Origin of the sequence: Mammaliicoccus sp. RAM2 (genome assembly GCF_045897195.1) — a bacterium.
GTDB classification, from domain to species: domain Bacteria; phylum Bacillota; class Bacilli; order Staphylococcales; family Staphylococcaceae; genus Mammaliicoccus; species Mammaliicoccus sciuri.
In genome coordinates this window covers 245940-270237 of the sequence record NZ_JBJNWI010000001.1, presented here as the reverse complement: position 1 = coordinate 270237, position 24298 = coordinate 245940, and the positions used below count along the sequence as shown (strand labels likewise).

Here is a 24298-nt window from a genome sequence, read left to right as displayed (position 1 = left end):
TTCCTTCTCATTCCTAAAGATACGACTTTTGTATGATGTCAATTTACTTTTCTATTTACACATTTATCGGTATAATTAATCTAAATTTAAGAAGGAAGTTGCGTTACATGTTAATACAAGATTTAATGAATTGGTTCAGTGAAGAGAACATTACTGAATTAATTGAAACGTTTAGATCGTTCGGGATATTCATAGCATTTTTATTGCCATTTATTGAGGCATTCTTACCGTTTTTGCCAATCATTCTATTTGTAATTGCTAATGTAAATGCTTATGGATTATTGTTAGGTTTTATCATTACATGGGCTGGTACTGTTTCGGGAAGTTATATAGTCTTTATAATCTTTAGAGTAATTTCTAAAAAGCCTTTTATGAAAAGGGTTATTGAACAGCCTAGAGTTGTAAGATTTATTCAGTGGATTGATGAACATGGATTCGGACCACTGTTTATTTTGTTGTGCTTTCCATTTACGCCAGGTGCTTTAGTTAATATGGTTAGTGCCTTTTCAAACATTAGTAAACAAGTCTATTTAATCGCGTTAATTTTATCAAAAGCCATTATGATATTTACATTAAGTTTCATTGGTGCCGATATAAATTCCTTTTTTGCAAGTCCTAAAAAGAGTATAATAGTAGTCGTGATTATATTTGTGCTCTGGCTAGTTGGAAAAGGCTTAGAAAAATATTTTGATAAACGCTTAAAAAATAGGAGTCAAAAATGAAAAAAATATTCGAATGGATAATTGCAATTATAATTGCGTTAGTATTATTATTTATTGTAAGAACATTTTTATTCATCGGTTATGTTGTAGACGGAGACTCAATGAAACCAACTTTTCATGATAATGATAGAGTAATTGTTAATAAGCTTGTTAAGAATTTTGGACAAATTAATAACGGTGATGTTATCGTTTTTCATGCGAATAAAAATGCTGATTATATTAAAAGAGTTATCGGGTTGCCAGGCGACACAGTTGAAATGAAAAACAACAAACTGTATATTAATGGTACTCATGTAAATGAGCGTTATTTAAATGATAATATAAAGACTGATGATTTTAGTACAAGAACCATTCAAGGCTCTAAAAGTGATGTTATTCCTAATGGTGAATATCTAGTATTAGGTGACAATCGTAGCAATAGCAGAGACTCAAGAGAAATTGGTTTTGTACATGAAGATGATATCGTTGGTACTGTGAATTTAAGATATTATCCATTTAATCAAATAGATGTGAATTTTGATAAATAATAATAATGAGGTGGCATTTTTGAAAAAAGAAATATTTGAATGGGTTGTGGCGATTGCAGTAGCAGTTGTATGTGTATTACTGATACAGAAATTCTTATTTGTAACATATACAGTTTCTGGCGATTCTATGTACCCAACTTTAAAAAATAGTGAAAAAGTAATCGTTAACAAAATTGGATATAAAGTGGGAGATATTGATAACGGAGATGTTATTGTATTCCACGCAAACAAGAATGATGATTATGTGAAACGTGTTATCGGTAAACCTGGTGATACAGTGAAATATGAAAATGATCAATTATATGTAAATGATAAAAAAGTACCTGAAGAATACTTGAAAGCAAACAAAGCGAATAAGTCACGTGATTTATTGACAGAGAATTTTGAAGTGAAAGATTTAGTGAATTCAAATGGTGCCAATAAAATTCCTAAAGATGAATATTTAGTCTTAGGAGATAATCGTGAAGTAAGTAAAGATGGTCGTTCATTTGGTTTGATTGATAAAGATGTCATTGTTGGTGAAGTTGCATTAAGATTCTGGCCAATTAACCAATTCCATTATAATTTTGATCCATCTACAAACTAATATAAAAGATCTTAAACACCTTGCTTTGAAATTAAGTGAGGTGTTCTTTTTATGTTAAAATAAATGAATAAGAGAACGTAAGGGAGGTAGAAATAAATGCAATTAAATGTATGGATTGGACGAAGTGGGACCGGGAAAACGAATCAAATGCTTAATCAAATGACTAAAGCTATGATTGAAAATCCATTAGGAGACCCAATTATATTTTTGACACCAACTCAAAATACCTTCCAATATGAACAAGCATTTGTTAAAAATCCTAATTTAAAAGGAAGTATACGTACTTCAGTATTCGGATTTGAAAGATTAAGTTGGAGAGTTTTAAGTGATGAAGGTGGTCTTGTTGAACAACAAATTTCAGATGAAGCATTAGAAATGCTGACATATCACTTATTACATACACATAAAAAACAGTTAAATTTATATCAGTCTACTATTCAACATTATGGATTTAGTCATAAAATGATGAATGAGATTAAAGACTTTAAAAAATATAATGTAAGTCCTGATGATTTATCACATTATATTGAATACAACGAAACGATTCCTAAAAGAATGAAAGATAAACTTAGTGATATCGAAACAATATATAAAGCGTTAGAGGATCAATTAAACGGCCGCTATGTACAAGCAGAAGATGTCTTGTATAAATTAATTGAGAAAATACCAAATTCAGACTACATCAAACAAGCAGATATTTATATAGATGGTTTTCATAACTTTTCAACACTCGAATATCGCGTTATTGAAGCCTTAGTTAAATATAGTAAGTCGGTTACAATCGGTTTAACGACAGATGGAGACAAAGATCCATTTAGCTTATTTAGAAAAACATCGGAATCTCTCAATCACGTTGAAGACATTGCGGATGCATTACAAATTAAGATTAATTATACGCACTTTAAGACAACGGAACGATTCAATAATCAAAAAGTATTAAAGCATTTGGAAAGTCAATTTGATGCATTGCTACCGAATACTATTGATAGTGAAGGTTTAAAAATTATTGAAACATCCAATATGAGAGACGAAGTGCAATACGTTGCGAGAGAGATATTAAGACGTTCGAGAGAAGAACATTTATCTTACAAAGACATAGCGATACTTTATCGTGATCCAGGTTATGAGCAGCTGATTGAAACGGTATTACCGCATTTTAATATTGCTTATAATCATGACGCGAAAAAGAAAATGGCATATCATCCGTTCATTGAATGTTTAAGATCAATGTTAGAAGTTATTCAAACTGGATGGAGATTTGAACCTGTCATGCGCATGTTGAAGACAGGTATCTTAACAAGCCATATCCCAAATGCGTCATACTTAATTGATATATTAGAAAACTATGCATTTGAAAGAGGGATATCTGGTAAGAGATGGACGAATCCAGAATTTTTCACAGTTGAATCTTTTGAAAAACTCGGCAAAAAATCATTAAGAAAAGAAGAAGATACATTTATAGAAGAAGATAGAAAAACAATTCAGAGTGTTATCGACTTAAAAGATTATGTTGTGAATCGAATTGAAAAGTTGAACGAAGCTTTAGCTGATAGTCAAACAGTGGAAGACTTTACGAATCGATTATATGGCGTTATCGAACAGTTTGATTTACCTACGCACTTAATGACGATGCGCGACGAATTAGAAATAAAGCATCAGTTTGAAGAAGCAGAGGAAATTGACCAAGTATGGGAAGGTACAATACGCATATTTGATGACATCGTAGAAGTGTTAGGTGATGTAACACTTTCTTTAAATGAATACATTGAAATATTGGATAGAGGACTAGATGAATTAGAATTCTCAATGATTCCGCAAACATTAGATGAAGTAACAGTCGGTAATATGGATTTAGCCAAAGTGGATAATAAAGAAATTGTATTCTTGCTTGGTATGAATGACGGTGTCTTACCGAAAGTATCTAATCAAATGTTGTTATTAACAGACGATGAGAAAAAAGAATTAGCAACTTCAAGCGGTTTAGAATTAAGCCCGACGAGTGATATTTTACAGATGGATGAAGCGTTTGTATGTTATATTGCGATGACACGAGCTAAGAAAGAAGTTGTATTCACATATAGTTTAATGTCCGATGGTGGAGAAATTAGAGAAAAGAGTCCATTTATCAATACGATTCAATCATTATTTACAAATCTTGAAGTTCAATCTCTAAAATCAAATATAGAGCATAATCCTATTCAATTATTAGAACATGAACATCAAAGTCAAATGCATATATTTGAACATTTAAATGATTGGATGAATGATGAGATTGTTAATGATATATGGCTAGATGCGTATCATGCTTTATTAGATATTCATCATTTAGACCATACTGTTCAATTTTTAACATCAGCTTTAACGTATAAAAATGATACAGTCCAATTAAATACAGATGTATCAGAATCGCTTTACGGTCAGAAAATAAATGCCAGTGTATCAAGGTTTGAAACGTATAATCAATGTCCGTTTAAACATTATGTTTCACATGGTTTAAAATTAAACGAACGTACGAAATATCAAATTCAAAGTGTCGATATCGGTAATATATTCCATCAAACATTGAAATATATTTCAGATGAAGTAAATGGTGACTTTAGTAAGTTATCAGCACAATCCATGGCCAAATTAATAAACGAAGCTATCGATGAAAGCTTGCCTAAAATTCAATTTGATGTACTACATCGTACTGCTCATTATAGATATTTAAAATTACGCATCCAAAATATTTTGAAATCTACATTAGAAGCAATGAAGTATCAAACAAGTCATTCAAAATTCAAAGCCTATCAATTTGAATTAAACTTTGGTGCAACATCTAAACATCAATTAAAAACGACGCCTTTATCAACGAAACGAAAAATTCCAATTAATATTAGAGGTCAAATTGATAGATTGGATGTATATAAATGTAAAGATAAAGATTATGTGTCTATTATTGACTATAAGTCATCGGAGACAAGCTTAGATTTAACTAAAGTAATGTATGGTATGCAAATGCAAATGTTTACGTATTTAGATGTCGTACTCCAAAATAAAACTTTGTTAAATCTACAAGATAACGTATCACCTGGTGCATTATTGTATTTCCATGTGCATGAACCTGAAATTAAAGCAACAAGTTGGGGAGGAATTCCAGAAGTAGATGATATTTATCAACAAACTATTGAAAAATTCAAAATGGATGGATATGTGAATAGAAATCCTGAAGTAGTCGATGCGCTTGATGATAAATTGATAGACCAATTAAAATCTGACATGATCCCTGTTACGAAAAAGAAAAATGGTGAATTAAATAGTTATAGTAAAGCTTTAGATGAAGAACTATTTTTCAAATTAATGAATAAAAATAGAGAAAACTTTGTTGAAACAGCTACACAAATTATGGATGGGCATACAGAAGTTTCGCCTATGCGATATCAAAAGAGGTTACCATGCCAATTTTGTGAATTTAAATCAGTTTGTCACATCGATCCTATAACTGATACAGAGCAATATAGAGAAATCGAACATTCATTAACGAAAGATGAAATCATCGAAATGTTGAGAGAGGAGGCGGAAGAATGACATTGCCAGAAAAACCGATAGATGTACAGTGGACGGATGATCAATGGAAAGCGATATATAGCGAAGGGAAAGATATCCTTGTTGCAGCAGCAGCGGGAAGCGGTAAGACAGCTGTGCTTGTTGAACGTATAATTCAAAAAATTATGCGTAACAAACAAGACGTTAATAGGCTGCTTGTTGTAACCTTCACTAACGCAAGTGCGAGAGAAATGAAAGCAAGAGTCAATGCTGCGATTCAAAAAGAAAGTATTAAATATCCTGAAGATGAACATTTGAAGTCACAAAGAATTAAAATTCATCAAGCTCAAATTTCTACACTTCATAGCTTTTGTTTAACATTAATTAAATCACATTATGACACGATTGATATTGACCCAAACTTTAGAACTGCAAATGAAGTTGAGAGTATTGTTTTATTAGAACAGGCAATAGATGATGTGTTAGAAAGCTATTATGAAAAGAATGAACAGACATTTTTAGAAATCGTTGAGCATCTATCAAATGACCGTTCTGACGAGCCTTTAAGAGCATTATTGAACCGTCTATATCGATTTAGTATTGCACATGCAGATCCTTTAGCGTGGTTAAATGAATTGGCTCAACCATATGATCAAATTGATGAAAATCACGCTTATTTTAAAATGTTTGACCAACTTATTTATCGTAAATTAGATAGTGCTAAAAATGCTTTGTATCAGTCAATAGATTGCTATCAACACTTGAATGAAGTCGATAAACATGTGACGTATCTTGAAGGTGAACGCATTTGGTTAGAGCGCGTATTTGAAGGTAGTAAGCTACTTGATCAAATACATTTAGATATGGCAGCAAAGAAATTACCGACAAATAGTGCGAAGATTAAGTCTGAAAATGAAGGATCAGAGCAATTACTGGAACTAGGTAAAGACTATCATAAAGCCTATCTTGACCACTTAAAAGAACTGACTGAAGGTTATCTCAGCAGAAGTAGAGAAGATTTAATTCAAGATATGAAAGATATGGGACCAAGAGTGAAAGTGATTGCGGATATCACTAAAGATGTCATTAAATATTTCCAATCACTTAAACAACAAAAAAGGATTATTGATTTCTCTGATTATGAACATTTAGCTTTAGATATTTTGACAGATGATGATGGCAACCCTTCAGAAATTGCTTTGCAATATCGAGATTACTTTGATGAAATTTTAGTAGATGAATATCAAGATACCAATAGAGTACAAGAGGCTATTATCAGTTGTATTAAACGCGGAGAAGAGCATAATGGTAACTTATTTATGGTTGGTGATGTGAAGCAATCCATTTATAAATTTAGGCAAGCTGAGCCAGAATTATTTATAGAAAAATATAAAAGATTTAATAATCAGGAAATAGCATCAGGTGAAGTGATCGATTTATCTAAGAACTTTAGATCTAGAAAAGAAGTGCTCGATAATACTAATTATATTTTTTCTCATATGATGGATGAAGTTGTAGGTGAAATTGAATATAACGATGAAGCTAAATTGTATTACGGTGCAGATTATGATTCACAACATACGCCACTAGAAATGGATATTATCGTCCAAGATTCTTTTAAAGTAGAAGATAATAATCTGATTGAAGCAAAGGCTATTGTAGATAAAGTGCAATATATATTAGATAACAAACGCGTATATGATCGAAAAACGCAAAGTTATCGACTAGCAACATTCAAAGATATTGTAATTCTTGAGAGAAGTTATAGTAATGCGATGCACTTGCAACAACAATTTAAAGAAGTGAATATTCCGTTCTATGTAGAATCGAAAAAAGGCTACTTCGAACAAAATGAAATTAGATTGATGCTTTCATTTTTACGTGTGATAGATAACCCATTGCAAGATAAATATTTAGTCGGTGTTATGCGGTCAATCGCTTTTCAGTTTAAAGAAGATGAGCTTGCTGAAATTAGAAATAAAGCGCCACAAGAAATTTACTATATTGATTCTATTTATAAATATATTTCAAATGCAGAAGCGGATGCAGCACTAGTAGAAAAGCTTAATCAATTTTTAACGCAATTGAAAAACTATCAAGCATATAGTAAATCTGTTCCGGTATGGCAACTGTTGGATAAATTATATAATGACTATTATTTAATTTCTTACTTTAGTGGCCTTACTGGTGGTGTTCAAAGAAGACAGAATTTATATGGTTTATTAAATAAAGCAATACAATTTGAAGCATCTAGTTTAAGAGGTATCTTCCAATTTATTAGATTTATTGATGAATTAATCGAACGTGGCCAAGATTTCGGACAAGAAAGTGTGATAGGTCCTAATGATGATGTTGTACGTATGATGACGATTCATAGTAGTAAAGGGCTAGAATTTCCATTTGTTATTTATTCAGGTATTACACGTGAATTTAACCGTACTGAGTTAAGAGAGCATGTTATCTTAAATAATCGATATGGATTAGCTTTATCATATTTCAATATTGAAAAAGAAGTCTCATTCCCAACATTAGCATCTATTATATTTAAAAATATAAATGAAACAGAAATGATTTCTGAAGAAATGAGATTGATTTATGTCGCATTAACAAGAGCCAAAGAGGGATTATATCTTATTGGTCGTGTTAAAAGTGATAAAGCACTTGAAAAAATAGGGCTTGTGAGTGCAGATCAAGATGAAATGATTGAATCTGAATATAGAGTGAAGGCGAAATCACCATTTGATCTTATCTCCTCAGTTCTTGCTAAATCGAAAGATAATGGTCTATCACACTCAATGCCATTTAAATCTGAACGAAGTGAATCTTTTAATATCAATATCATACGTGACGAAGAACAAGATGAAGAACAAGATATCTCATACGAAAAGCCAACACTAGATACACTCATGAATTATATACCTTCTGAGAAAAAGGATGAAATTTATAATCAGATGGTGTACAAATATCCTGATGAACAATTGTTAAATATTGCAGCAAAACAATCTGTTTCTGAAATTAAACGTCAACGCGAAACTGAAGAAGCAGGAACGGATTATCAAATTGTAAGACAATATCAGCTTGGTACTAAATCATATGACAGACCTAAGTTTATGACTAAACAAAAAAGACAAAGTGCCGAAATTGGTACTTTGATGCATGCAGTTATGCAACATCTTCCTTTAAAACAAGAAGGTTTAACTGTAGAAGATTTACAAAATCTTGTACACGAGTTGATGGATAAAGAAATACTACCTGATGACGCTATGCAAGATTTAGATTTATCATTAATAGAAGTGTTTACAAAGTCTGATTTATACAAAAGGTTAGTCAATGCGGATAAAGTTATGAGAGAGGTACCTTTTGTAGTTGGTCAAGATGATATCGATCAAGGTTTATCTTTCGATGTTTCTGAAAAAGATAATAAACCGATTATCCAAGGGATGATAGATTGTATTTTTATTGAAGGAGATAAAGTATCATTTATAGATTATAAAACAGATGCATTTATCGTTCGTAGAGGTAAAACAAAAGAAGAAGTAGCAGAAACGATGAAACAAAAATATGACGTTCAAATGCGTTATTATCAAAATACTTTAGAAACAATATTGAAGAAACCAGTTGAAGGTTATTTATACTTCTTTCAATATGGAACGAAACACATCAAGGAGAATCATTAATGGCAAAACAAAGAATATTTAGTATTGATGCATTAAGAGGGTTTAGTTTACTAGGTATATTACTTATGAATATTTTAACCTTTGCATATCCATATCAAATCATCAATCCGTTCGAATTTTTTCAACATCAAGATGGTGCATGGTTTAAAATCAGTTCATTATTTATAATCGCTTCATTTTATCCAATATTTGCATTTCTATTTGGTTACGGTTTATCCATCATGTATCAAAATAGTTTGGATAAGGGATTAAACTACTATCCAATGATTACAAGAAGATTATTATTTTTATTACTGCTAGGTATCATTCATGGCGTATTCATTTTTTATGGTGATATATTATCAACATATGCATTGTTAGGTTTAATAGCAATCATATTTGTGCGCTTAAAACCACAATATACATTAGTTGCACTATCAATAGGAATCGGCATATTTGTACTGTTATATTTACTGCCAATGATTTTATTAAAAGATGTCACGCAAATAGAAAGCTTTGTAGGATTACAAGAATTAGAAAGAGTTAATAATATATTATCAAGTGCTGATTATGTATCGATTATTGGCTTTAATTTGAAATATTTTGGTATGAATATTGCGAACGCCATTCTAGTAGGACCATTTTCTATTTTACCGATTATGCTATTCGGCATTTATGCACATCAAATTAATTGGTTTAACAAAATTAAACAACATAAAAATCTATATATGGTGATAGGGGTTGTTGTATTAATTTTAGGTTTAGCAATTAAAATGATTCAAATCGTGTTAGAAGGTTCTGTAACATCACAATTAATGAGTCAGATGATTGGTGGTCCAATTGTTGCATTGAGCTATATTATGTTCTTTGTCATCTTATGTGAAGATCAAACAGTTAGAAAAATTTTAACGCCATTACAATCTATCGGAAAACTAAGCTTAACGACTTATATTTCACAAAGCATAATATGTATTTTAATATTCTATGGTGTTGGTTTAAATTACTACGGTAAGTTACCTGTCTTAACCATTTATATCATAGGTATTGTTATTTATTGCGTGCAACTTATCTTAAGCTATCTGTATTTATTAAAATTTAAACAAGGACCATTGGAAAAATTATGGAGAAAAGTAACATATTTAAAATAATCGATTGAAAAGCATGCGATTTATCTAAAAATTCGGTATAATCGAAATTAAGAATAAGAAGGAGTTGACAGAGTGAATGAAATTTTTAACTTTTAAACATAAAGATATCACTTCATACGGTGTGAAAGTAAAACGCGAAGAAGCGGTTTGGGATCTACGCAAAGTATTTGCAGACTTTGGAGAAGAAGGTTTTAATCCTAAGACATTATTAGAAGGTTTACAATTAAATATAAATGTTGATTTCCAAGAAGCAGTTCGTAAAGCAGTCGTTAAAGTAGAAGAATCTGCTGAGAAAGACGATTATAAATATAGCTTTGAGGATATCGAGTTTTTACCACCTGTAACACCTACAAATAATGTAATTGCTTTCGGACGTAATTACAAAAAACACGCTGAAGAATTAAATAATAAAGTTAATAGATTATATGTATTCACTAAAGCAGCATCATCTTTAACTGGTGATAACGCAGAAATTCCGAATCATAAAGATGTAACAGACAAGTTAGATTATGAAGGTGAATTAGGCGTTGTAATCGGTAAACATGGAGAAAAAATCCCACGTGGATTAGCTTTAGATTATGTATATGGTTATACAATCATCAATGACATTACAGATAGAAATGCTCAAAAGGAACATGATCAAGCATTCCTTTCTAAATCATTAACAGGTGGATGCCCAATGGGTCCATATATCGTAACTAAAGATGAGTTACCATTACCTGAAGATGTTAACATTGTAACTAAAGTGAACAATGAAATTCGTCAAGATGGTAATACAAATGAAATGATCTTAAAAATCGACGAATTAATTGCTGAAATTTCTAAATATGTAGCATTGCATCCAGGGGATATCATTGCTACTGGTACACCAGCTGGAGTTGGTGCTGGTATGAACCCACCACAATTTTTACAACCTGGTGATGAAATTAAAGTTACAATTGATGGTATCGGAACATTAACAACATTCATTAGTGAAAAATAAATAAAGTAATATATAAGAGTACCTTCTAAACCAAGTGTTAGAAACTTGGAATAGGGGGTATTCTTTTTAGTAGGACGAACATTTGAATAAATTGTGAATTATGCGCTAACTTTAATATTTGCTTTTTAAAAAATGAGCTTATTCTAATTGTTCCTATGTTATAATGCTATTGGAAAAGAAATATGAATATTTGGGGGGAACTAAATATGATACATTTCCATATTTTTAGCTGGTTAGTTACGATTATCTTATTCTTCGTTGTATACATGAAAGTTACAAATAAACCAGTGCATATGGTCTTAAGATTATTCATGGTATTTACTTTAATTTCTGGTTTTGTTATTTTCATGCAAGCTATGGGAATTAACGGTATGCTTTATGGTATTAAATTTATTCTTGGACTTGCAGTTCTTGGTTTAATTGAAGTGACAATTGCTAAGAAGAAAAAGAATAAAAACAGCCAAGGATTATTCATTGCAACAATTGTTGTAATGGTATTAACGATTTTATTAGGTAGTTATTTACCAATGGGCGTATTACACTTTGGTTAATAGCCACTTTACAATCCATTCATGATTTTGTAATTACAAGACATGACTGGATTTTTTTATTGAATTTATTTATGACAATTTCATGTAGTTCTATCAGTTAAGTAAACGTTTTAGTATAATAGAATTAATTGGGTAATAAAGAGGGTTGTATAAATGAATAAATGGACAAAGATAATCATATCGATTATATTAATCGCACCACTTTTTAGTAGCTATGTTTTTGCGAAAGATAAAGAATACGAGGATGTTAAATACCCTAGAATTTATAGTTTAGTGGTTGATCGTTTTATGAATGGAAATAACGACAACAATAAGATGATTAAAAATAATAATCAATCGAATGATTTACCACTTGGAGGGGATTTCCAAGGGATTGAATCAAAGCTAGACTATATTCATGATATGGGATTTAATACGATACATATTTCACCAGTCTTTTCACATGATCAGAAAGATTTTTTAGGATATAAAGTAAAAAACTATGATGATATCGATAAAGTTCTAGGTGGAGAAAAAGCATTTAAATCATTAGTTGATAAAGTACATCATAAAGATATGAAAATCATCGTTGATATGCCCGTTACATATACAGATGATTTTAAGCTATCTACAGATGGTGATTTAAATCAAATTCAAAAATCATATTTCAAGAATGATCAGTTCATAGATTTAAAGAATAGTGAGAATCAAAGTATTTACAAAGCGAAAGTTAAAAATTTTGTTGATAAATATTATATCGATGGTGTTTCGATGAATATCGTTCAAGATGGTATAGATGCTGAAGCTTTCCTACCAGAAGGATTGGATACATACGGCATCATAAATAAAGACGGTATAAACGCAAAGAACTTTAAACATTTATCGACAAATGCAACTCGTACCGCTATTCAAAATGCATTTAAAACTGAAAATACGGAAATTCCTACTTATAATCAGAAAGGTGAAGTACTCATTGCAGATACTTGGTTTACAGAACGTTTCACAAAACATGCTGCAGATGAGAACAAATTCCCTGGAACACGTATTAAACAATTAATGACATATATGTGGGGATATAAAGGTCCAGTTATAATGAACTATGGTACAGAAATAGCTGTAAACGGTTCGAAAATCGAAACAATCAATCAGCTACAGAACTTTAGAACGGATAAAGAAGTTATCAAATATTTAGAAAAAATTGCTGATACCTTTAAACAATATCAAGAATTGTATGAAGGTAAAGTGAAAGTATTGCCGCATGACAAAGGCACAAACTTGTTTTATTATGACACAAATACAATTGATTATATCTTGAATATTAACGATAGCAGTAAGTCTAAAAAAGTTACATTAGATGATAAGCTTATTGAAAAAAATAAAATGTTATCGGGTCTTATATTAGGAGATAATATTAAAGGTAAAGATAATCGATATAACTTAATTACGGATAGAGAAGAAAGTGAACTATATGCAATAATTAATGAAAGAGGACTGAATAATAGTTATTTAGTAGCAGCAGTACTTGTAATCCTATTATTTGGATTATTTATCTTCTTAGTATCAAGAAGAAGTAAACGACAAAAGAATAATCAATAATTTGTAAAGCTGGGACATCCGTGTCCCAGCTTTTTCATTGTTAGAGCTAGTAGGGGGTGTGTTTCTGGACCGATAAAATAAATTACCGGTCCAGAAATCAGAAATATGGACCGATAAAAAAATTTACCGGTCTAGAAACGAGGAATATGGACCGATAAAAAAATTTACCGGTCTAGAAACAGGAAATATGGACCGATAAATAAAATTAGCGATCCGAAAACGGGATTACCAGGCCGATAATAAAATTTATCGACCCGAAAACGGGATTATCAGACCGATAAAATAAATTAGCGACCTGAAAACATCATTTTCAGGTCGCTCTACTAATATTCACATGCTTTTATTTTGATTGTGCTTTATAACCAATCATATTAACAATATCTTTTGGACTAGAGAATGGTGGTGCATAAGCGATCTCGATATCACGTAGTTCGTCTACAGTTAGGTCTCCTATTATTGCTGTAGATATGATATCGATTCGTTTGTCAGCACCATCTTTACCGACTGCACATGCACGTAATATTTTGCGTGTTGCTTTATCAAAATAAACACGTAATGTAAGTGGTTCGGCACTTGGATAATAGCCAGCATGTTGTTTTTGAGTTTGTTCAACTACTTCATAATCATAATTTGAGAGTTCACTTTCTGAAACGCCAACACTGCCTAATGCATAATCAAACATTTTTACAATATTTGTACCAAGTAAACCTTTGAAAGTGGCTTTAGAACTTGATGATTTTGATGTAATGTTTTCGGCGATTAATGCTGCTGCTCTATGGGCACCCCAAGCTAAAGTAACACTAGTTGGTTTCTTTGTATGTCTATAGAATGTTTCGATTACATCACCTAATGCATATACATCTTCTAAATTCGTTTCGAAATATTCATTTACTGGGATATAGCCTTTTTCATTTAATTTAAGTGAAGATGATTTTAACCAATCACTATTCGGTTCAATTCCGACTCCAGTTATGACTAAATCATATGATTCTGTTTTCCCTGATTTAAAAGTTACTTCTCGTCCTGAAATATCTGCAATTTCTTCATTTAATCTATATGGAATATGTCTTTTTTCTAACTCATCAAATATGACTTTATTTAAATCTTTATCCATACTCTTATTAATGTGGTCGCTACGATGAATCAAAGTTGTCTGGATATTTCTATTATATAAATTCTCCAAAATTTCTAGACTCACATAACCAGCACCGACAATTAATGCTGATTGGACATTTTCTCTTTGAATAAAGTCTTCTATTTTGTCAGTATCTACTAAGTTTCTTAATGTAAATACACGGTCAGATTGAAAACCTAAATGTCTTGCACGACAACCCGGACTTAAAATAAGTTTGTCATATGAATCTTCAAAAATTTCACCAGTTTCATGATTTTTAATCGTGATTGTTTTTTTAGTATCATTTAATTCAATGGCTTCGTGATACGTTTTGACTGTAATATGTTTTTTGTCTTTAAATTGTTCAGGTGTTGTTGATAACATCATATTTCTATCTTCTACAACTTCTCCTAAATAATAGGGAAGGCCACAGTTTGCAAAACTCATATCTCTATCTTTTTCATAAACTGTTATGTCACTATCCGGGTCAAGTCGTCGAATTTGCGATGCAACTGTTGCGCCTCCAGCAACTGCACCGATTACGATAATTTTAGCCACTTACCATCACTCCTTATAATAGAATATAGCGACTGTGCCACTACCAGTATGTGAACATATAACTGGGCCAATATTTGAAATGACAACATCTTGAGGTGAAAGTGATGATTGTATCAGTGCTTTAATTTTTTCAGCTTCTTCAATATCATCAGCATGTGTCATATAAATAATATCATCAGAGTAATCACTATTTTCGTTTTGCATTTTATCTATAATGGCATGCCATAATTTTTTAGAACCACGAAATTTCTCAATCGGAACAAGTTTGCCTTCTTCAACATGAAGAAGTGGCTTGATATTTAATAAGTTACCTAAAAATGCTTGTCCTTTAGAAAGTCTGCCACCACTTGCTAAATAGTTTAAATCTTTAACTGTAAATAGGTGTCTAATTTTATCAATGCGTTCTTTAATATAAGCATCAAGCTCTTCAAAAGTATATGACTGTTCAATTTTATCTTGTACATCGAGAATTAATTTACCGCATCCCATTGATGCACTTAGTGTGTCGTATATTGTTAAATCAAGGTCTGGGTATGTTTCTTTCACTTGTTCTTTAACTAAACAAGCCGTTTGATATGTCCCGCTTAAAGCACTACTAAAAGCTAAGTAAATGGCTTTTTCTTTCTTTTCAGCAACTTCAGTAAATACTTTTGTCATTTGTTCCATAGTAGCTTGATTCGTCTTTGGATGTTTATTGTTTTTGATTGCTGCTAATACTTCTTCGTTTGAGATTTCATATTGATCAACTTTATTTTGATCATCAATGACAATTCCGAAAGGTAAGAAGTAAAATCCTTTTTCTTCAATTTGAGATAACGTTATATCTGAACCACTATCTACGATCATTTTCATGTAAAAACCCCCTTACATATTTAAGTCAAAATGTTTGTTTAAGTATTTTCCGATACCATCATTATTATTAGTGTATGTAACTTCTGTTGCAATTTCTTTAAGTTCTGGAATAGCATTTCCCATTGCGATACCATAATTGGCAAATTGAATCATTTCAAAATCATTATCTTCATCACCAAAAGCAATAATATTATCAAAATCTATATCTAAATATTCAGCGACATATTTTACCGCTTTACCTTTGTTAATACCCTTTTTAACAATTTCAATAACAGGAAATGGAGCGCCCCAACGACGATGTTCTATAAATTCAGCATAGTGCTTATTTAAATGTCTTTTAATACGTGGAATCTCACTTTCTTCTGCTTGAATTAATAGACTCGTAGGAGATTCAGGAAGTAATTGATCAAGTTCTCCATATTTTATTTCAGGATTCCCCATGCTAAATCCTTCAAATAGTGATTGATCATAGTTGTTGATATACACTTGGTCTTTAACTTCAGCAATAATATTTTTAATATCAAGTTGACTAATATCTTTATAAATTTTGTATGCGATACGAGTATCAAATTGCTCATGTTTCGTTGGGAACCTATTATCTGTTGGATGATGAATATAAGCACCATTAAAATTAATGATAGGGGTATTCATATTCATTGCGTTGTAATAATCCACACTTGCTCGATATGGTCTACCAGTTGAAATCATAATTTCATGACCGGATTTTTTTAAATACTGTAATACTCTTTTAGTAAAAGGTGAGATGCGCTTTTCATCGTTTAACAATGTGCCATCTAAATCTAAACAAATTAAATGTTTTTCCATATCGATAACTCCTTACCATTTTTTCTTTATGATACATACAATAATATCATATCATTTTCTTTAACCCATGCTTTAAATTTGATATATTATATATAGTAACTTTTAGAATGAGGTGAAAATATGGAAGAAGCAATGAAAGATAGTATTATCGGTGCACTTGAAAATGTAATTGACCCTGAACTAGGAATTGACATAGTTAACTTAGGTCTTGTATATAACGTTGACTTAGACGACGAAGGATTATGCACAGTAGAAATGACGTTAACTTCTATGGGTTGTCCAATGGGGCCACAAATTATAGATCAGGTTAAAACTGCATTAGCAGAATTACCTGAAATTAAAGAAACAGAAGTTAACATTGTCTGGAATCCACCATGGGGCAAAGACAAAATGTCACGTTACGCTAAAATTGCATTAGGTGTAAGCTAAAAGTAATCAAAAAGCAGTAGAGCATCATGTTTAGAACATGCATCTCTACTGCTTTTGTTGTTTATAGTTACTTGAATGAAATTAATTATTAGTAGACTTTGTTTTCTTATACTTATCTGAAATCAAAGCATAAATGATATAAAATATAACGAATATCAATATGATAGTAGTAACAGGATTCAAAGGCTTGTTATTAAAAATGGCATTATAAAATAAATCTATAGAATAGGCTAAACAACATAAACCTAGAATAATCCAGATTAAGTTTTTCATTGATATCCTCCTTATTGAATAAAGGTTTTAAAATCTTAATACTTATTCTATCCTACATATAGATAAAGGACAATTTTCGCAATTGATGGCTCTCTTTAAATAATCTAAGTCGTGTATGGTGATTTTTTTATGATTGATGGAGACAATTTTCTCTTTCTTTAAATTACTCAACATACGGTTAACACTTTCTCTTGTTACATTACAAAAATTGGCTAATTCATGATTAGTTAAATCTACATTGATCAAAATGCTATTACCATCTTGTATGCCATAGGTATTTGCTAATTTAATCAATATCGAATAGAACGCACCCGTTTTCCCAAGTGTATATACATCTCTAATTTGATATTCATTTTTTTCGTTTTCATTCTGTACCCATAGTAACCATTCATATTTAAGCACTTCATCGTTTAAAATGGCTTCTTCGAATTGTACTTTAGGAATACTAAATACGACAGCTGCTTCTTTTACTCTTGCTGAAAGGCTATGTGTCTTTCTTCCACAAAATAATGTTGTCGACCCGAAAATACTATGCCTGCCTAATAGTTTAGTATTAAATTCTTTCCCGTCTTCCATTACGCGATGTGTAATGACTTTTCCCTCTACAATTACATAAATATGATTACATAAGTCTCCAGTATGGTATATATAATGGTGGGCATTAAAATGGTGTCGTTGACCATGTTGAATAATATACTCAATAATTGAAGTTGCCTCTATATATGTAGTTTGCAAAAGATCACTCCCCTTATGATTTCACTTATAGTTTACCATAAAATGTCATGAAAAAGGTTTGTAATTTTGGTGCTTTATATTTGTCAAAGAAGGTCAAAAGGTATATAATCAAATTAAGGTCAAAGATAGTCAAACTATTGACCTTTGAAAATTTAAAGAGGTGATACATTTGGATATTAATCAGATGACATATTCCGTACAAAGTGCAATTGAACAAGCACAACAATTATCACAATCATATCAACTACAAAATATTGAAATAGAAGCTGTATTACTAGCAGCATTAAATGAAGATGAAAGTATTTATAAAAGAACGCTTGAAAGAGCAAATATTGATACAGAAATTTTAAAAGATAAATATGAACAAAAGCTAAAACAATATTCTGTAGTTAAAGGTGATAACGTCCATTATGGACAATATATTTCGCCAAAGCTTAATGAATTATTTATTAAAGCAGATAAAATTAAAGAAGAAATGCAAGACGACTATATGTCTATGGAGCATATTTTAAAAGCAGCCATCGAAGTTGACCAAACAACAATCGATATTGTAGGCAATAAAAAAGAAGTCGTTAATGAAATTATTAATAAAATAAGAGGAGGGAATCGTGTGACATCACAAAATCCTGAAGTACAATACGAAGCACTATCTAAATATGGTAGAGATTTAGTCGAAGAAGTTCGAAAAGGGAAAATGGATCCTGTAATCGGTAGAGATGAGGAAATTCGTAATACGATTCGTATATTAAGTAGAAAAACTAAAAATAACCCAGTATTAATAGGCGAGCCTGGTGTTGGTAAAACAGCCATTGTAGAAGGACTTGCTCAACGAATTGTTAAAAGAGATGTTCCTGAATCACTATTAGATAAAACAATTTTTGAATTAGATTTATCAGCACTAGTAGCTGGTGCCAAATTCCGTGGTGAATTTGAAGAAAGATTAAAAGCAGTCTTAAAAGAAGTTAAAGAATCTGAAGGAAGAATTTTATTATTCATTGATGAAATTCATATGTTAGTTGGCGCAGGTAAAACAGATGGTGCAATGGATGCAGGTAACATGCTTAAACCAATGTTAGCAAGAGGTGAGTTACACTGTATCGGTGCAACAACTTTAAATGAATATCGTCAATACATTGAAAAAGACTCAGCATTAGAAAGACGTTTCCAAAAAGTAAACGTTAAAGAACCTGACTTAGAAGATACTATATCAATTTTAAGAGGTTTGAAAGAAAGATATGAAGTACACCATGGTGTTCGTATTCAAGATAGAGCATTAGTGGCAGCAACGGAATTATCAGATAGATATATTACAGATAGATTCTTACCAGACAAAGCGATAGATTTAGTAGACCAAGCTTGTGCAACAATACGTACAGAAATGGGTTCTAATCCAACTGAATTAGATGCTGTAAATAGACGTGTGATGCAGTTAGAAATTGAAGAAAATGCACTTAAATCAGAATCTGATCAAAGCAGTCAAATTCGTCTAGAAGAATTACAAAAAGAATTAGCCGATGAAAAAGAAAAACAACAACAATTACAAAGTAAAGTTGAACAAGAGAAAGAACAAATCAAATCATTACAAGATAAAAGAGCAGAATTAGATGAAAGTAAACAAGCGCTCGAAAATGCAGAAAATCAATATGATTTAGCTAAAGCAGCAGAACTTAAACACGGCAAGATTCCACAAATAGAAGCAGAATTAAAAGAATTAGAAGAAGCATTTGCTGAAGAAACAGGTTCAGATCATGACCGACTTATTAGAGAAGTTGTAACAGATGAAGAAATTGGTTATATCGTCAGTCAATGGACAGGTATTCCAGTATCAAGACTTGTTGAAACTGAAAGAGAAAAATTACTTAAACTTTCAGACATTCTACATGAAAGAGTTGTCGGTCAAGATGAAGCAGTAGATTTAGTGTCAGATGCTGTTGTAAGAGCAAGAGCAGGTATTAAAGATCCGAATAGACCAATTGGTAGTTTCTTATTCTTAGGTCCTACTGGTGTCGGTAAAACTGAATTAGCTAAGACATTAGCAGCAACATTATTCGATTCTGAAAAACATATGATCAGAATAGATATGAGTGAATATATGGAAAAACACTCTGTAGCACGTTTGATTGGTGCTCCTCCAGGTTATGTAGGTTATGAAGAAGGTGGCCAATTAACAGAAGCGGTTAGAAGACAACCATATTCAGTTATTTTATTAGATGAAATTGAAAAAGCACACAATGATGTGTTTAATGTACTACTTCAATTATTAGATGAAGGCAGATTGACAGATGCAAAAGGTCGCAGTGTTGATTTTAAAAATACAATTATCATTATGACAAGTAACATTGGATCACAATATTTATTAGATGGTGTTACTGAAAATGGTGAAATTGAAGAATCAGCTAAAAAACAAGTAGACGACAGCTTGCATGCATACTTTAAACCAGAAATATTAAACAGAATGGACGATATTGTATTATTCAAACCACTTTCTATTAAAGATATGAGTCATATCGTAGATCATATTATTACAAACTTAAACATTCGATTAGTAGACCAACACATCAAAGTGAGTGTAGATCAAGATGTGAAAGAGTGGATAGCTGAAGAAGCATATGAACCACAATTTGGTGCAAGACCATTGAAACGATTTGTACAAAGACAAATTGAAACTCCTTTAGCAAGATTAATGATCGGTCAAGAATTAAAAGAAGGTACAATAGTAAACGTACACTTAGTAGATGGTGAAGTTAAATTTGAAGTAAATGCATAATAAAGAATCCCGTCATGTAATTGGCGGGATTTTTTTGGTGATGTGTATAAGATAGTTAAGAAGTAATTAGCAAGTTTGGTGAGAAGTGCAAATAACGAGTGTCTTAGTAACACTTCGACCGAGTTTTGTAATTATAGCCGCCCTTAGTAACAGTTCAGCCAAGTTTTGTAAATAACGCCCTCGTTATGAACAAGTTTGGTAAGAAGTGTTCACAACGCCTCAGTTATGAACAAGTTTGGCGAGAAGTGTTCACAAGACCCTCGTTATGAAAAAGTTTGGCGAGAAGTGTTCACAACGCCCACGTTCACACGTTGAATATCAGCTAAAAATTATATAGTTGATGACAAACAAAAAATCCCGTCATATAATTGACGGGAAATTTTTTATGAATGTTGTGTACTTTGTTTGTCCGAAGAAGATTTACCAACTAAAGCATCTAAAAGAATAATAACAACTGTAAAAATGATTGCATAAATAGTTGGACTAACAAAATTTAGCGCTTCATCTGAACCGCCTAAACTATGTAAAACAAAGTTTATCATTTGTGATAATAAGAATGCCCATATAAAAGTTAAGATGTATTGCATTTTTTATCCTCCGTAACTGTTAATGTCATATCATTTATTATAATTAACTTTTTATAAATTGTATACCTTATATGATGAAAACGATTTAAATATTTTTAAAAGTGAGTCTGTGCTTGTGTATAATGGTACAAGTATGTTAAATTAGTACCTGATAATAACAACAGATTATAAGAAGGTGTCAATATAATGGATATTGGTATAAAAGGTTTTGGTGCATATGCGCCTAAACAAGTGGTAAAAAATGGATATTTTGAAAGTTATTTAGATACTTCAGATGAATGGATTACAAAAATGACAGGAATAAAAGAAAGACGTTTTGCTGATGATACTGAAGATACTAGTGATTTGGCATATGAAGCTGCGGTTAGAGCGATTGAAGATTCAGGTATAGATAAAGAAGAAATCGAAATGATCATCGTAGCAACTTCAACAGGGGATAAACCATTTCCAACTGTAGCAACAACGTTACAGAAGAGATTAGGTTTAAATAAAGTACCTTCTATGGATCAACTTGCTGCATGTACTGGTTTTATTTATGGTATAGTAACTGCACAACAATTTGTACAATCTGGTCTTTATAAAAATGTATTAGTAGTTGGTGCTGATAAACTAACGAAAATTACAGATATGAATGACAGAAGTACAGCTATATTATTTGGTGATGGTGCTGGCGCAGCAATCATTGGCGAAGTATCAGAAGGTAAAGGTATACTAAGTGTCGAGCTTGGTTCAGATGGTAATGGTGGACCATACCTATATCAAGATATGGATGCTAATACAATCCAAATGAATGGACGAGAAGTCTTTAAGTTTGCAGTTAGAATTATGGGTGAAGCTTCAACTAAAGCAGTAGAAAAAGCAGGTCTACAATCAGATGACATCGATATGTTTGTGCCACATCAAGCTAATATTAGAATTATGGAATCTGCTCGTGAAAGATTAGGTATTGCTAAAGAGAAGATGAGTGTAACTGTAGATAGATACGGGAATACATCTGCAGCTTCAATACCCTTAAGTATTGCATATGAATTAGAACAAGGTAAAATAAAAGATAACGATACAATAGTCCTAGTTGGATTTGGTGGCGGCCTGACTTGGGGTGCCATAACGTTACGCTGGGGTAAATAGGAGGAAATTGGATAATGACAGAGAAAAAACGTGTTGTAATGACTGGTTTAGGTACATTAAATCCTTTAGGAAATGACGTGCCTACTACTTGGGAAAATGCAATTAACGGTAAAAACGGCATAGACGAAGTAACAAGGATTGATGTTTCTGAATTTCCAGCTAAATTAGCGGGTGAATTGAAAGATTTCAATATTGATGATCATATTCCGAAAAAAGATGCTCGTAAAATGGATAGATTTACGCAATATGCAATTGTGGCCGCTCGTGAAGCGCTAAAAGATTCTAAATATGAAATTACAGATGAAAATAGTCACCGTGTAGGTGTTTGGATTGGTTCAGGTATTGGTGGTATGGAAACATTCGAATACTCACACAATATGCTTTTAAAACGTGGTCCAAAACGTGTAAGTCCTTTCTTCGTACCAATGATGATTCCAGATATGGCAACTGGTCAAGTATCTATAGATTTAGGTGCTAAAGGACCAAACGGTTGTACAGTTACAGCTTGTGCAACAGGTACAAACTCTATTGGTGATGCATTCAAAATCATCCAACGTGGTGATGCTGATGTTATGTTAGCTGGTGGAACAGAGGCACCTATAACAGAAATGGCTATGGCAGGTTTCAGTGCGAATAAAGCATTATCTACAAATCCTGATAAAAATACAGCGTGTCGTCCTTTCCAAGAAGGAAGAGATGGCTTCATCATGGGTGAAGGTGCTGGTGTAGTCGTATTAGAATCATTAGAATCAGCTGAAGCACGTGGTGCACATATTTATGCTGAGGTTGTAGGTTATGGATCAACTGGGGATGCATTCCATATAACAGCACCATCTCCAAATGGAGAAGGCGGTGCTCGTGCAATGCAAGAAGCCATTAAAGATGCTGGTATTAAACCAGAAGATATCCAATATTTAAATGCACACGGAACAAGTACGCCAATTGGTGATTTATATGAAGTATTAGCTATTAAATCAACTTTCGGTGATGCAGCTAAGAACTTAAAAGTAAGTTCAACTAAATCAATGATGGGTCATTTACTTGGTGCAACTGGTGCAGTTGAATCAATCTTAACGGCTTTATCAATTGAAAATAGTATTGTTGCTCCGACAATTAATGCAAATACACCAGATCCAGAAATCGATTTAGACTATACGCCTAATGAAGCGGCTAAGTTAGATATTGAGTACGCTATGAGTAACAGTCTAGGCTTTGGTGGACATAATGCAGTATTAGTATTCAAGAAATATCAAAAATAGACTATAAAAAAAGCAGAAATACCAATAAAAGTTGGTGTTTCTGCTTTTTATTTATGAAAATTATTAAACGATAAACCCTAGAAAGATTGAGATAATAAAAAATAATGTACTTAATACGACAAAAGGTAATACCCAGTTATGTATTTTTCTTTCTTTTAAATGTAGTTCTTTCATATTTGGATTCATGATTTCATCGTCTTTCAAATAATCTTGTGACGCTTTAGATTTCATATGAAAATTAAACTTCCGAACTGCTTGTCTAGAAACTTCTCCAACGCCATCTTGTTTCATCGCAACAAGCCAACTTGCCGCAAAAGCAAATGTCATGATGTAAAAGTATATATTAGCTGCTTGATCTAGGTCTTTTAAAAAGATAAGACAAAGGACAGCGAATAGGCCAATATAACCTATAGTAAAAATACCCCAAAATTTCATTATTACCTACCTCTTATTATTAGATTTAAGTGTATTATAACAGATTAGAAAAAAATATTTATGT

General features: G+C 31.8%; 19 protein-coding genes. 13 read left to right on the top strand and 6 right to left on the bottom strand.

From position 1 onward, the window contains the following. Positions 1–107 precede the first annotated feature (107 nt). From ACJTHF_RS01280 to ACJTHF_RS01240, 9 genes are all read left to right on the top strand, one after another. Positions 108–722, top strand: a complete 615-nt coding sequence (locus tag ACJTHF_RS01280) for a TVP38/TMEM64 family protein (RefSeq protein ID WP_048540123.1) — start codon at positions 108–110, stop codon at positions 720–722. Continuing rightward, a complete protein-coding gene (lepB, locus tag ACJTHF_RS01275; RefSeq protein ID WP_048540121.1) occupies positions 719–1249 on the top strand; it encodes a signal peptidase I in 531 nt (176 codons plus the stop codon). Before ACJTHF_RS01280 ends, lepB (ACJTHF_RS01275) begins: the two co-directional genes overlap by 4 nt. 19 nt (positions 1250–1268) lie before the next feature. Beyond that, complete coding sequence (gene lepB / locus ACJTHF_RS01270; RefSeq protein WP_048540120.1) at positions 1269–1835, top strand: signal peptidase I; 567 nt, start codon at positions 1269–1271, stop codon at positions 1833–1835. A gap of 96 nt (positions 1836–1931) precedes the next feature. Then, a complete protein-coding gene (gene addB, locus ACJTHF_RS01265; RefSeq protein ID WP_232156543.1) occupies positions 1932–5402 on the top strand; it encodes a helicase-exonuclease AddAB subunit AddB in 3471 nt (1156 codons plus the stop codon). Next, positions 5399–9037: a helicase-exonuclease AddAB subunit AddA gene (gene addA / locus ACJTHF_RS01260; protein ID WP_217843872.1), complete on the top strand. Its 3639-nt coding sequence runs from the start codon at positions 5399–5401 to the stop codon at positions 9035–9037. The genes addB and addA overlap by 4 nt, the downstream gene beginning before the upstream one ends. Further along, positions 9037–10164, top strand: a complete 1128-nt coding sequence (locus ACJTHF_RS01255) for a DUF418 domain-containing protein (RefSeq protein WP_078355596.1) — start codon at positions 9037–9039, stop codon at positions 10162–10164. Before addA ends, ACJTHF_RS01255 begins: the two co-directional genes overlap by 1 nt. 76 nt (positions 10165–10240) lie before the next feature. Beyond that, complete coding sequence (locus ACJTHF_RS01250; protein ID WP_037588862.1) at positions 10241–11146, top strand: fumarylacetoacetate hydrolase family protein; 906 nt, start codon at positions 10241–10243, stop codon at positions 11144–11146. Between the two features lie 206 nt (positions 11147–11352). After that, positions 11353–11697, top strand: coding sequence for a YisL family protein (locus tag ACJTHF_RS01245; protein ID WP_037588863.1), 345 nt, complete (start codon positions 11353–11355; stop codon positions 11695–11697). 153 nt (positions 11698–11850) lie between these two features. After that, positions 11851–13272, top strand: coding sequence for an alpha-amylase family glycosyl hydrolase (locus ACJTHF_RS01240; RefSeq protein WP_232156542.1), 1422 nt, complete (start codon positions 11851–11853; stop codon positions 13270–13272). A 340-nt stretch (positions 13273–13612) separates the two neighbouring features. Here the strand turns inward: ACJTHF_RS01240 and ACJTHF_RS01235 are convergent, their stop codons facing one another. The 3 genes from ACJTHF_RS01235 to ACJTHF_RS01225 are packed head-to-tail and all read right to left on the bottom strand — an operon-like array spanning position 13613 to position 16621. Continuing rightward, positions 13613–14944 carry a CoA-disulfide reductase gene (locus tag ACJTHF_RS01235; RefSeq protein WP_107609383.1) on the bottom strand — a complete coding sequence of 444 codons (1332 nt, stop codon included), beginning with the start codon at positions 14942–14944 and terminating at the stop codon, positions 13613–13615. 6 nt (positions 14945–14950) lie between these two features. Then, positions 14951–15796, bottom strand: a complete 846-nt coding sequence (locus ACJTHF_RS01230) for a DegV family protein (RefSeq protein ID WP_088592452.1) — start codon at positions 15794–15796, stop codon at positions 14951–14953. 12 nt (positions 15797–15808) lie between these two features. Continuing rightward, positions 15809–16621 (bottom strand): Cof-type HAD-IIB family hydrolase, encoded by an 813-nt coding sequence (locus ACJTHF_RS01225; protein ID WP_232156541.1) that lies wholly within the window; start codon positions 16619–16621, stop codon positions 15809–15811. A gap of 120 nt (positions 16622–16741) precedes the next feature. On the opposite strand from ACJTHF_RS01225, the gene ACJTHF_RS01220 reads away from it, so the two are divergent. After that, positions 16742–17050, top strand: coding sequence for a metal-sulfur cluster assembly factor (locus tag ACJTHF_RS01220; RefSeq protein WP_037588867.1), 309 nt, complete (start codon positions 16742–16744; stop codon positions 17048–17050). Positions 17051–17365: 315 nt separating this feature from the next. Here the strand turns inward: ACJTHF_RS01220 and ACJTHF_RS01215 are convergent, their stop codons facing one another. Continuing rightward, positions 17366–18058 carry a Crp/Fnr family transcriptional regulator gene (locus ACJTHF_RS01215; protein WP_058591467.1) on the bottom strand — a complete coding sequence of 231 codons (693 nt, stop codon included), beginning with the start codon at positions 18056–18058 and terminating at the stop codon, positions 17366–17368. A 169-nt stretch (positions 18059–18227) separates the two neighbouring features. On the opposite strand from ACJTHF_RS01215, the gene clpB reads away from it, so the two are divergent. Continuing rightward, positions 18228–20825 carry an ATP-dependent chaperone ClpB gene (gene clpB / locus ACJTHF_RS01210; protein ID WP_153653811.1) on the top strand — a complete coding sequence of 866 codons (2598 nt, stop codon included), beginning with the start codon at positions 18228–18230 and terminating at the stop codon, positions 20823–20825. A gap of 383 nt (positions 20826–21208) precedes the next feature. Here clpB and ACJTHF_RS01205 read toward each other — a convergent pair whose 3' ends face one another. Beyond that, the gene (locus tag ACJTHF_RS01205) at positions 21209–21412 is read right to left on the bottom strand and encodes a YjzD family protein (protein ID WP_025905688.1); all 204 of its coding nucleotides are present in this window, start codon (positions 21410–21412) and stop codon (positions 21209–21211) included. A 186-nt stretch (positions 21413–21598) separates the two neighbouring features. Between ACJTHF_RS01205 and ACJTHF_RS01200 the strand changes: the two genes are divergently transcribed. Together ACJTHF_RS01200 and fabF are read left to right on the top strand one after the other, a co-directional pair. Beyond that, positions 21599–22540 carry a beta-ketoacyl-ACP synthase III gene (locus tag ACJTHF_RS01200; protein ID WP_048541989.1) on the top strand — a complete coding sequence of 314 codons (942 nt, stop codon included), beginning with the start codon at positions 21599–21601 and terminating at the stop codon, positions 22538–22540. A 14-nt stretch (positions 22541–22554) separates the two neighbouring features. Next, the gene (fabF, locus tag ACJTHF_RS01195; protein WP_058592521.1) at positions 22555–23799 is read left to right on the top strand and encodes a beta-ketoacyl-ACP synthase II; all 1245 of its coding nucleotides are present in this window, start codon (positions 22555–22557) and stop codon (positions 23797–23799) included. Positions 23800–23862: 63 nt separating this feature from the next. Here the strand turns inward: fabF and ACJTHF_RS01190 are convergent, their stop codons facing one another. Beyond that, on the bottom strand, positions 23863–24234 hold the full coding sequence (locus tag ACJTHF_RS01190) for a DUF3899 domain-containing protein (protein WP_058592520.1): 372 nt from the start codon (positions 24232–24234) through the stop codon (positions 23863–23865). Positions 24235–24298: the final 64 nt, after the last annotated feature.

Coding starts and splice junctions, on each gene's coding strand:
- fabF (WP_058592521.1), top strand. CDS start 22,555: ATGACAGAGAAAAAACGTGTTGTAATGACTGGTTTAGGTACATTAAAT.
- ACJTHF_RS01205 (WP_025905688.1), bottom strand. CDS start 21,412: ATGCAATACATCTTAACTTTTATATGGGCATTCTTATTATCACAAATG.
- addB (WP_232156543.1), top strand. CDS start 1,932: ATGCAATTAAATGTATGGATTGGACGAAGTGGGACCGGGAAAACGAAT.
- ACJTHF_RS01220 (WP_037588867.1), top strand. CDS start 16,742: ATGGAAGAAGCAATGAAAGATAGTATTATCGGTGCACTTGAAAATGTA.
- ACJTHF_RS01250 (WP_037588862.1), top strand. CDS start 10,241: ATGAAATTTTTAACTTTTAAACATAAAGATATCACTTCATACGGTGTG.
- ACJTHF_RS01225 (WP_232156541.1), bottom strand. CDS start 16,621: ATGGAAAAACATTTAATTTGTTTAGATTTAGATGGCACATTGTTAAAC.
- lepB (WP_048540121.1), top strand. CDS start 719: ATGAAAAAAATATTCGAATGGATAATTGCAATTATAATTGCGTTAGTA.
- ACJTHF_RS01245 (WP_037588863.1), top strand. CDS start 11,353: ATGATACATTTCCATATTTTTAGCTGGTTAGTTACGATTATCTTATTC.
- ACJTHF_RS01190 (WP_058592520.1), bottom strand. CDS start 24,234: ATGAAATTTTGGGGTATTTTTACTATAGGTTATATTGGCCTATTCGCT.
- ACJTHF_RS01240 (WP_232156542.1), top strand. CDS start 11,851: ATGAATAAATGGACAAAGATAATCATATCGATTATATTAATCGCACCA.
- ACJTHF_RS01230 (WP_088592452.1), bottom strand. CDS start 15,796: ATGAAAATGATCGTAGATAGTGGTTCAGATATAACGTTATCTCAAATT.
- ACJTHF_RS01200 (WP_048541989.1), top strand. CDS start 21,599: ATGGATATTGGTATAAAAGGTTTTGGTGCATATGCGCCTAAACAAGTG.
- ACJTHF_RS01255 (WP_078355596.1), top strand. CDS start 9,037: ATGGCAAAACAAAGAATATTTAGTATTGATGCATTAAGAGGGTTTAGT.
- addA (WP_217843872.1), top strand. CDS start 5,399: ATGACATTGCCAGAAAAACCGATAGATGTACAGTGGACGGATGATCAA.
- ACJTHF_RS01280 (WP_048540123.1), top strand. CDS start 108: ATGTTAATACAAGATTTAATGAATTGGTTCAGTGAAGAGAACATTACT.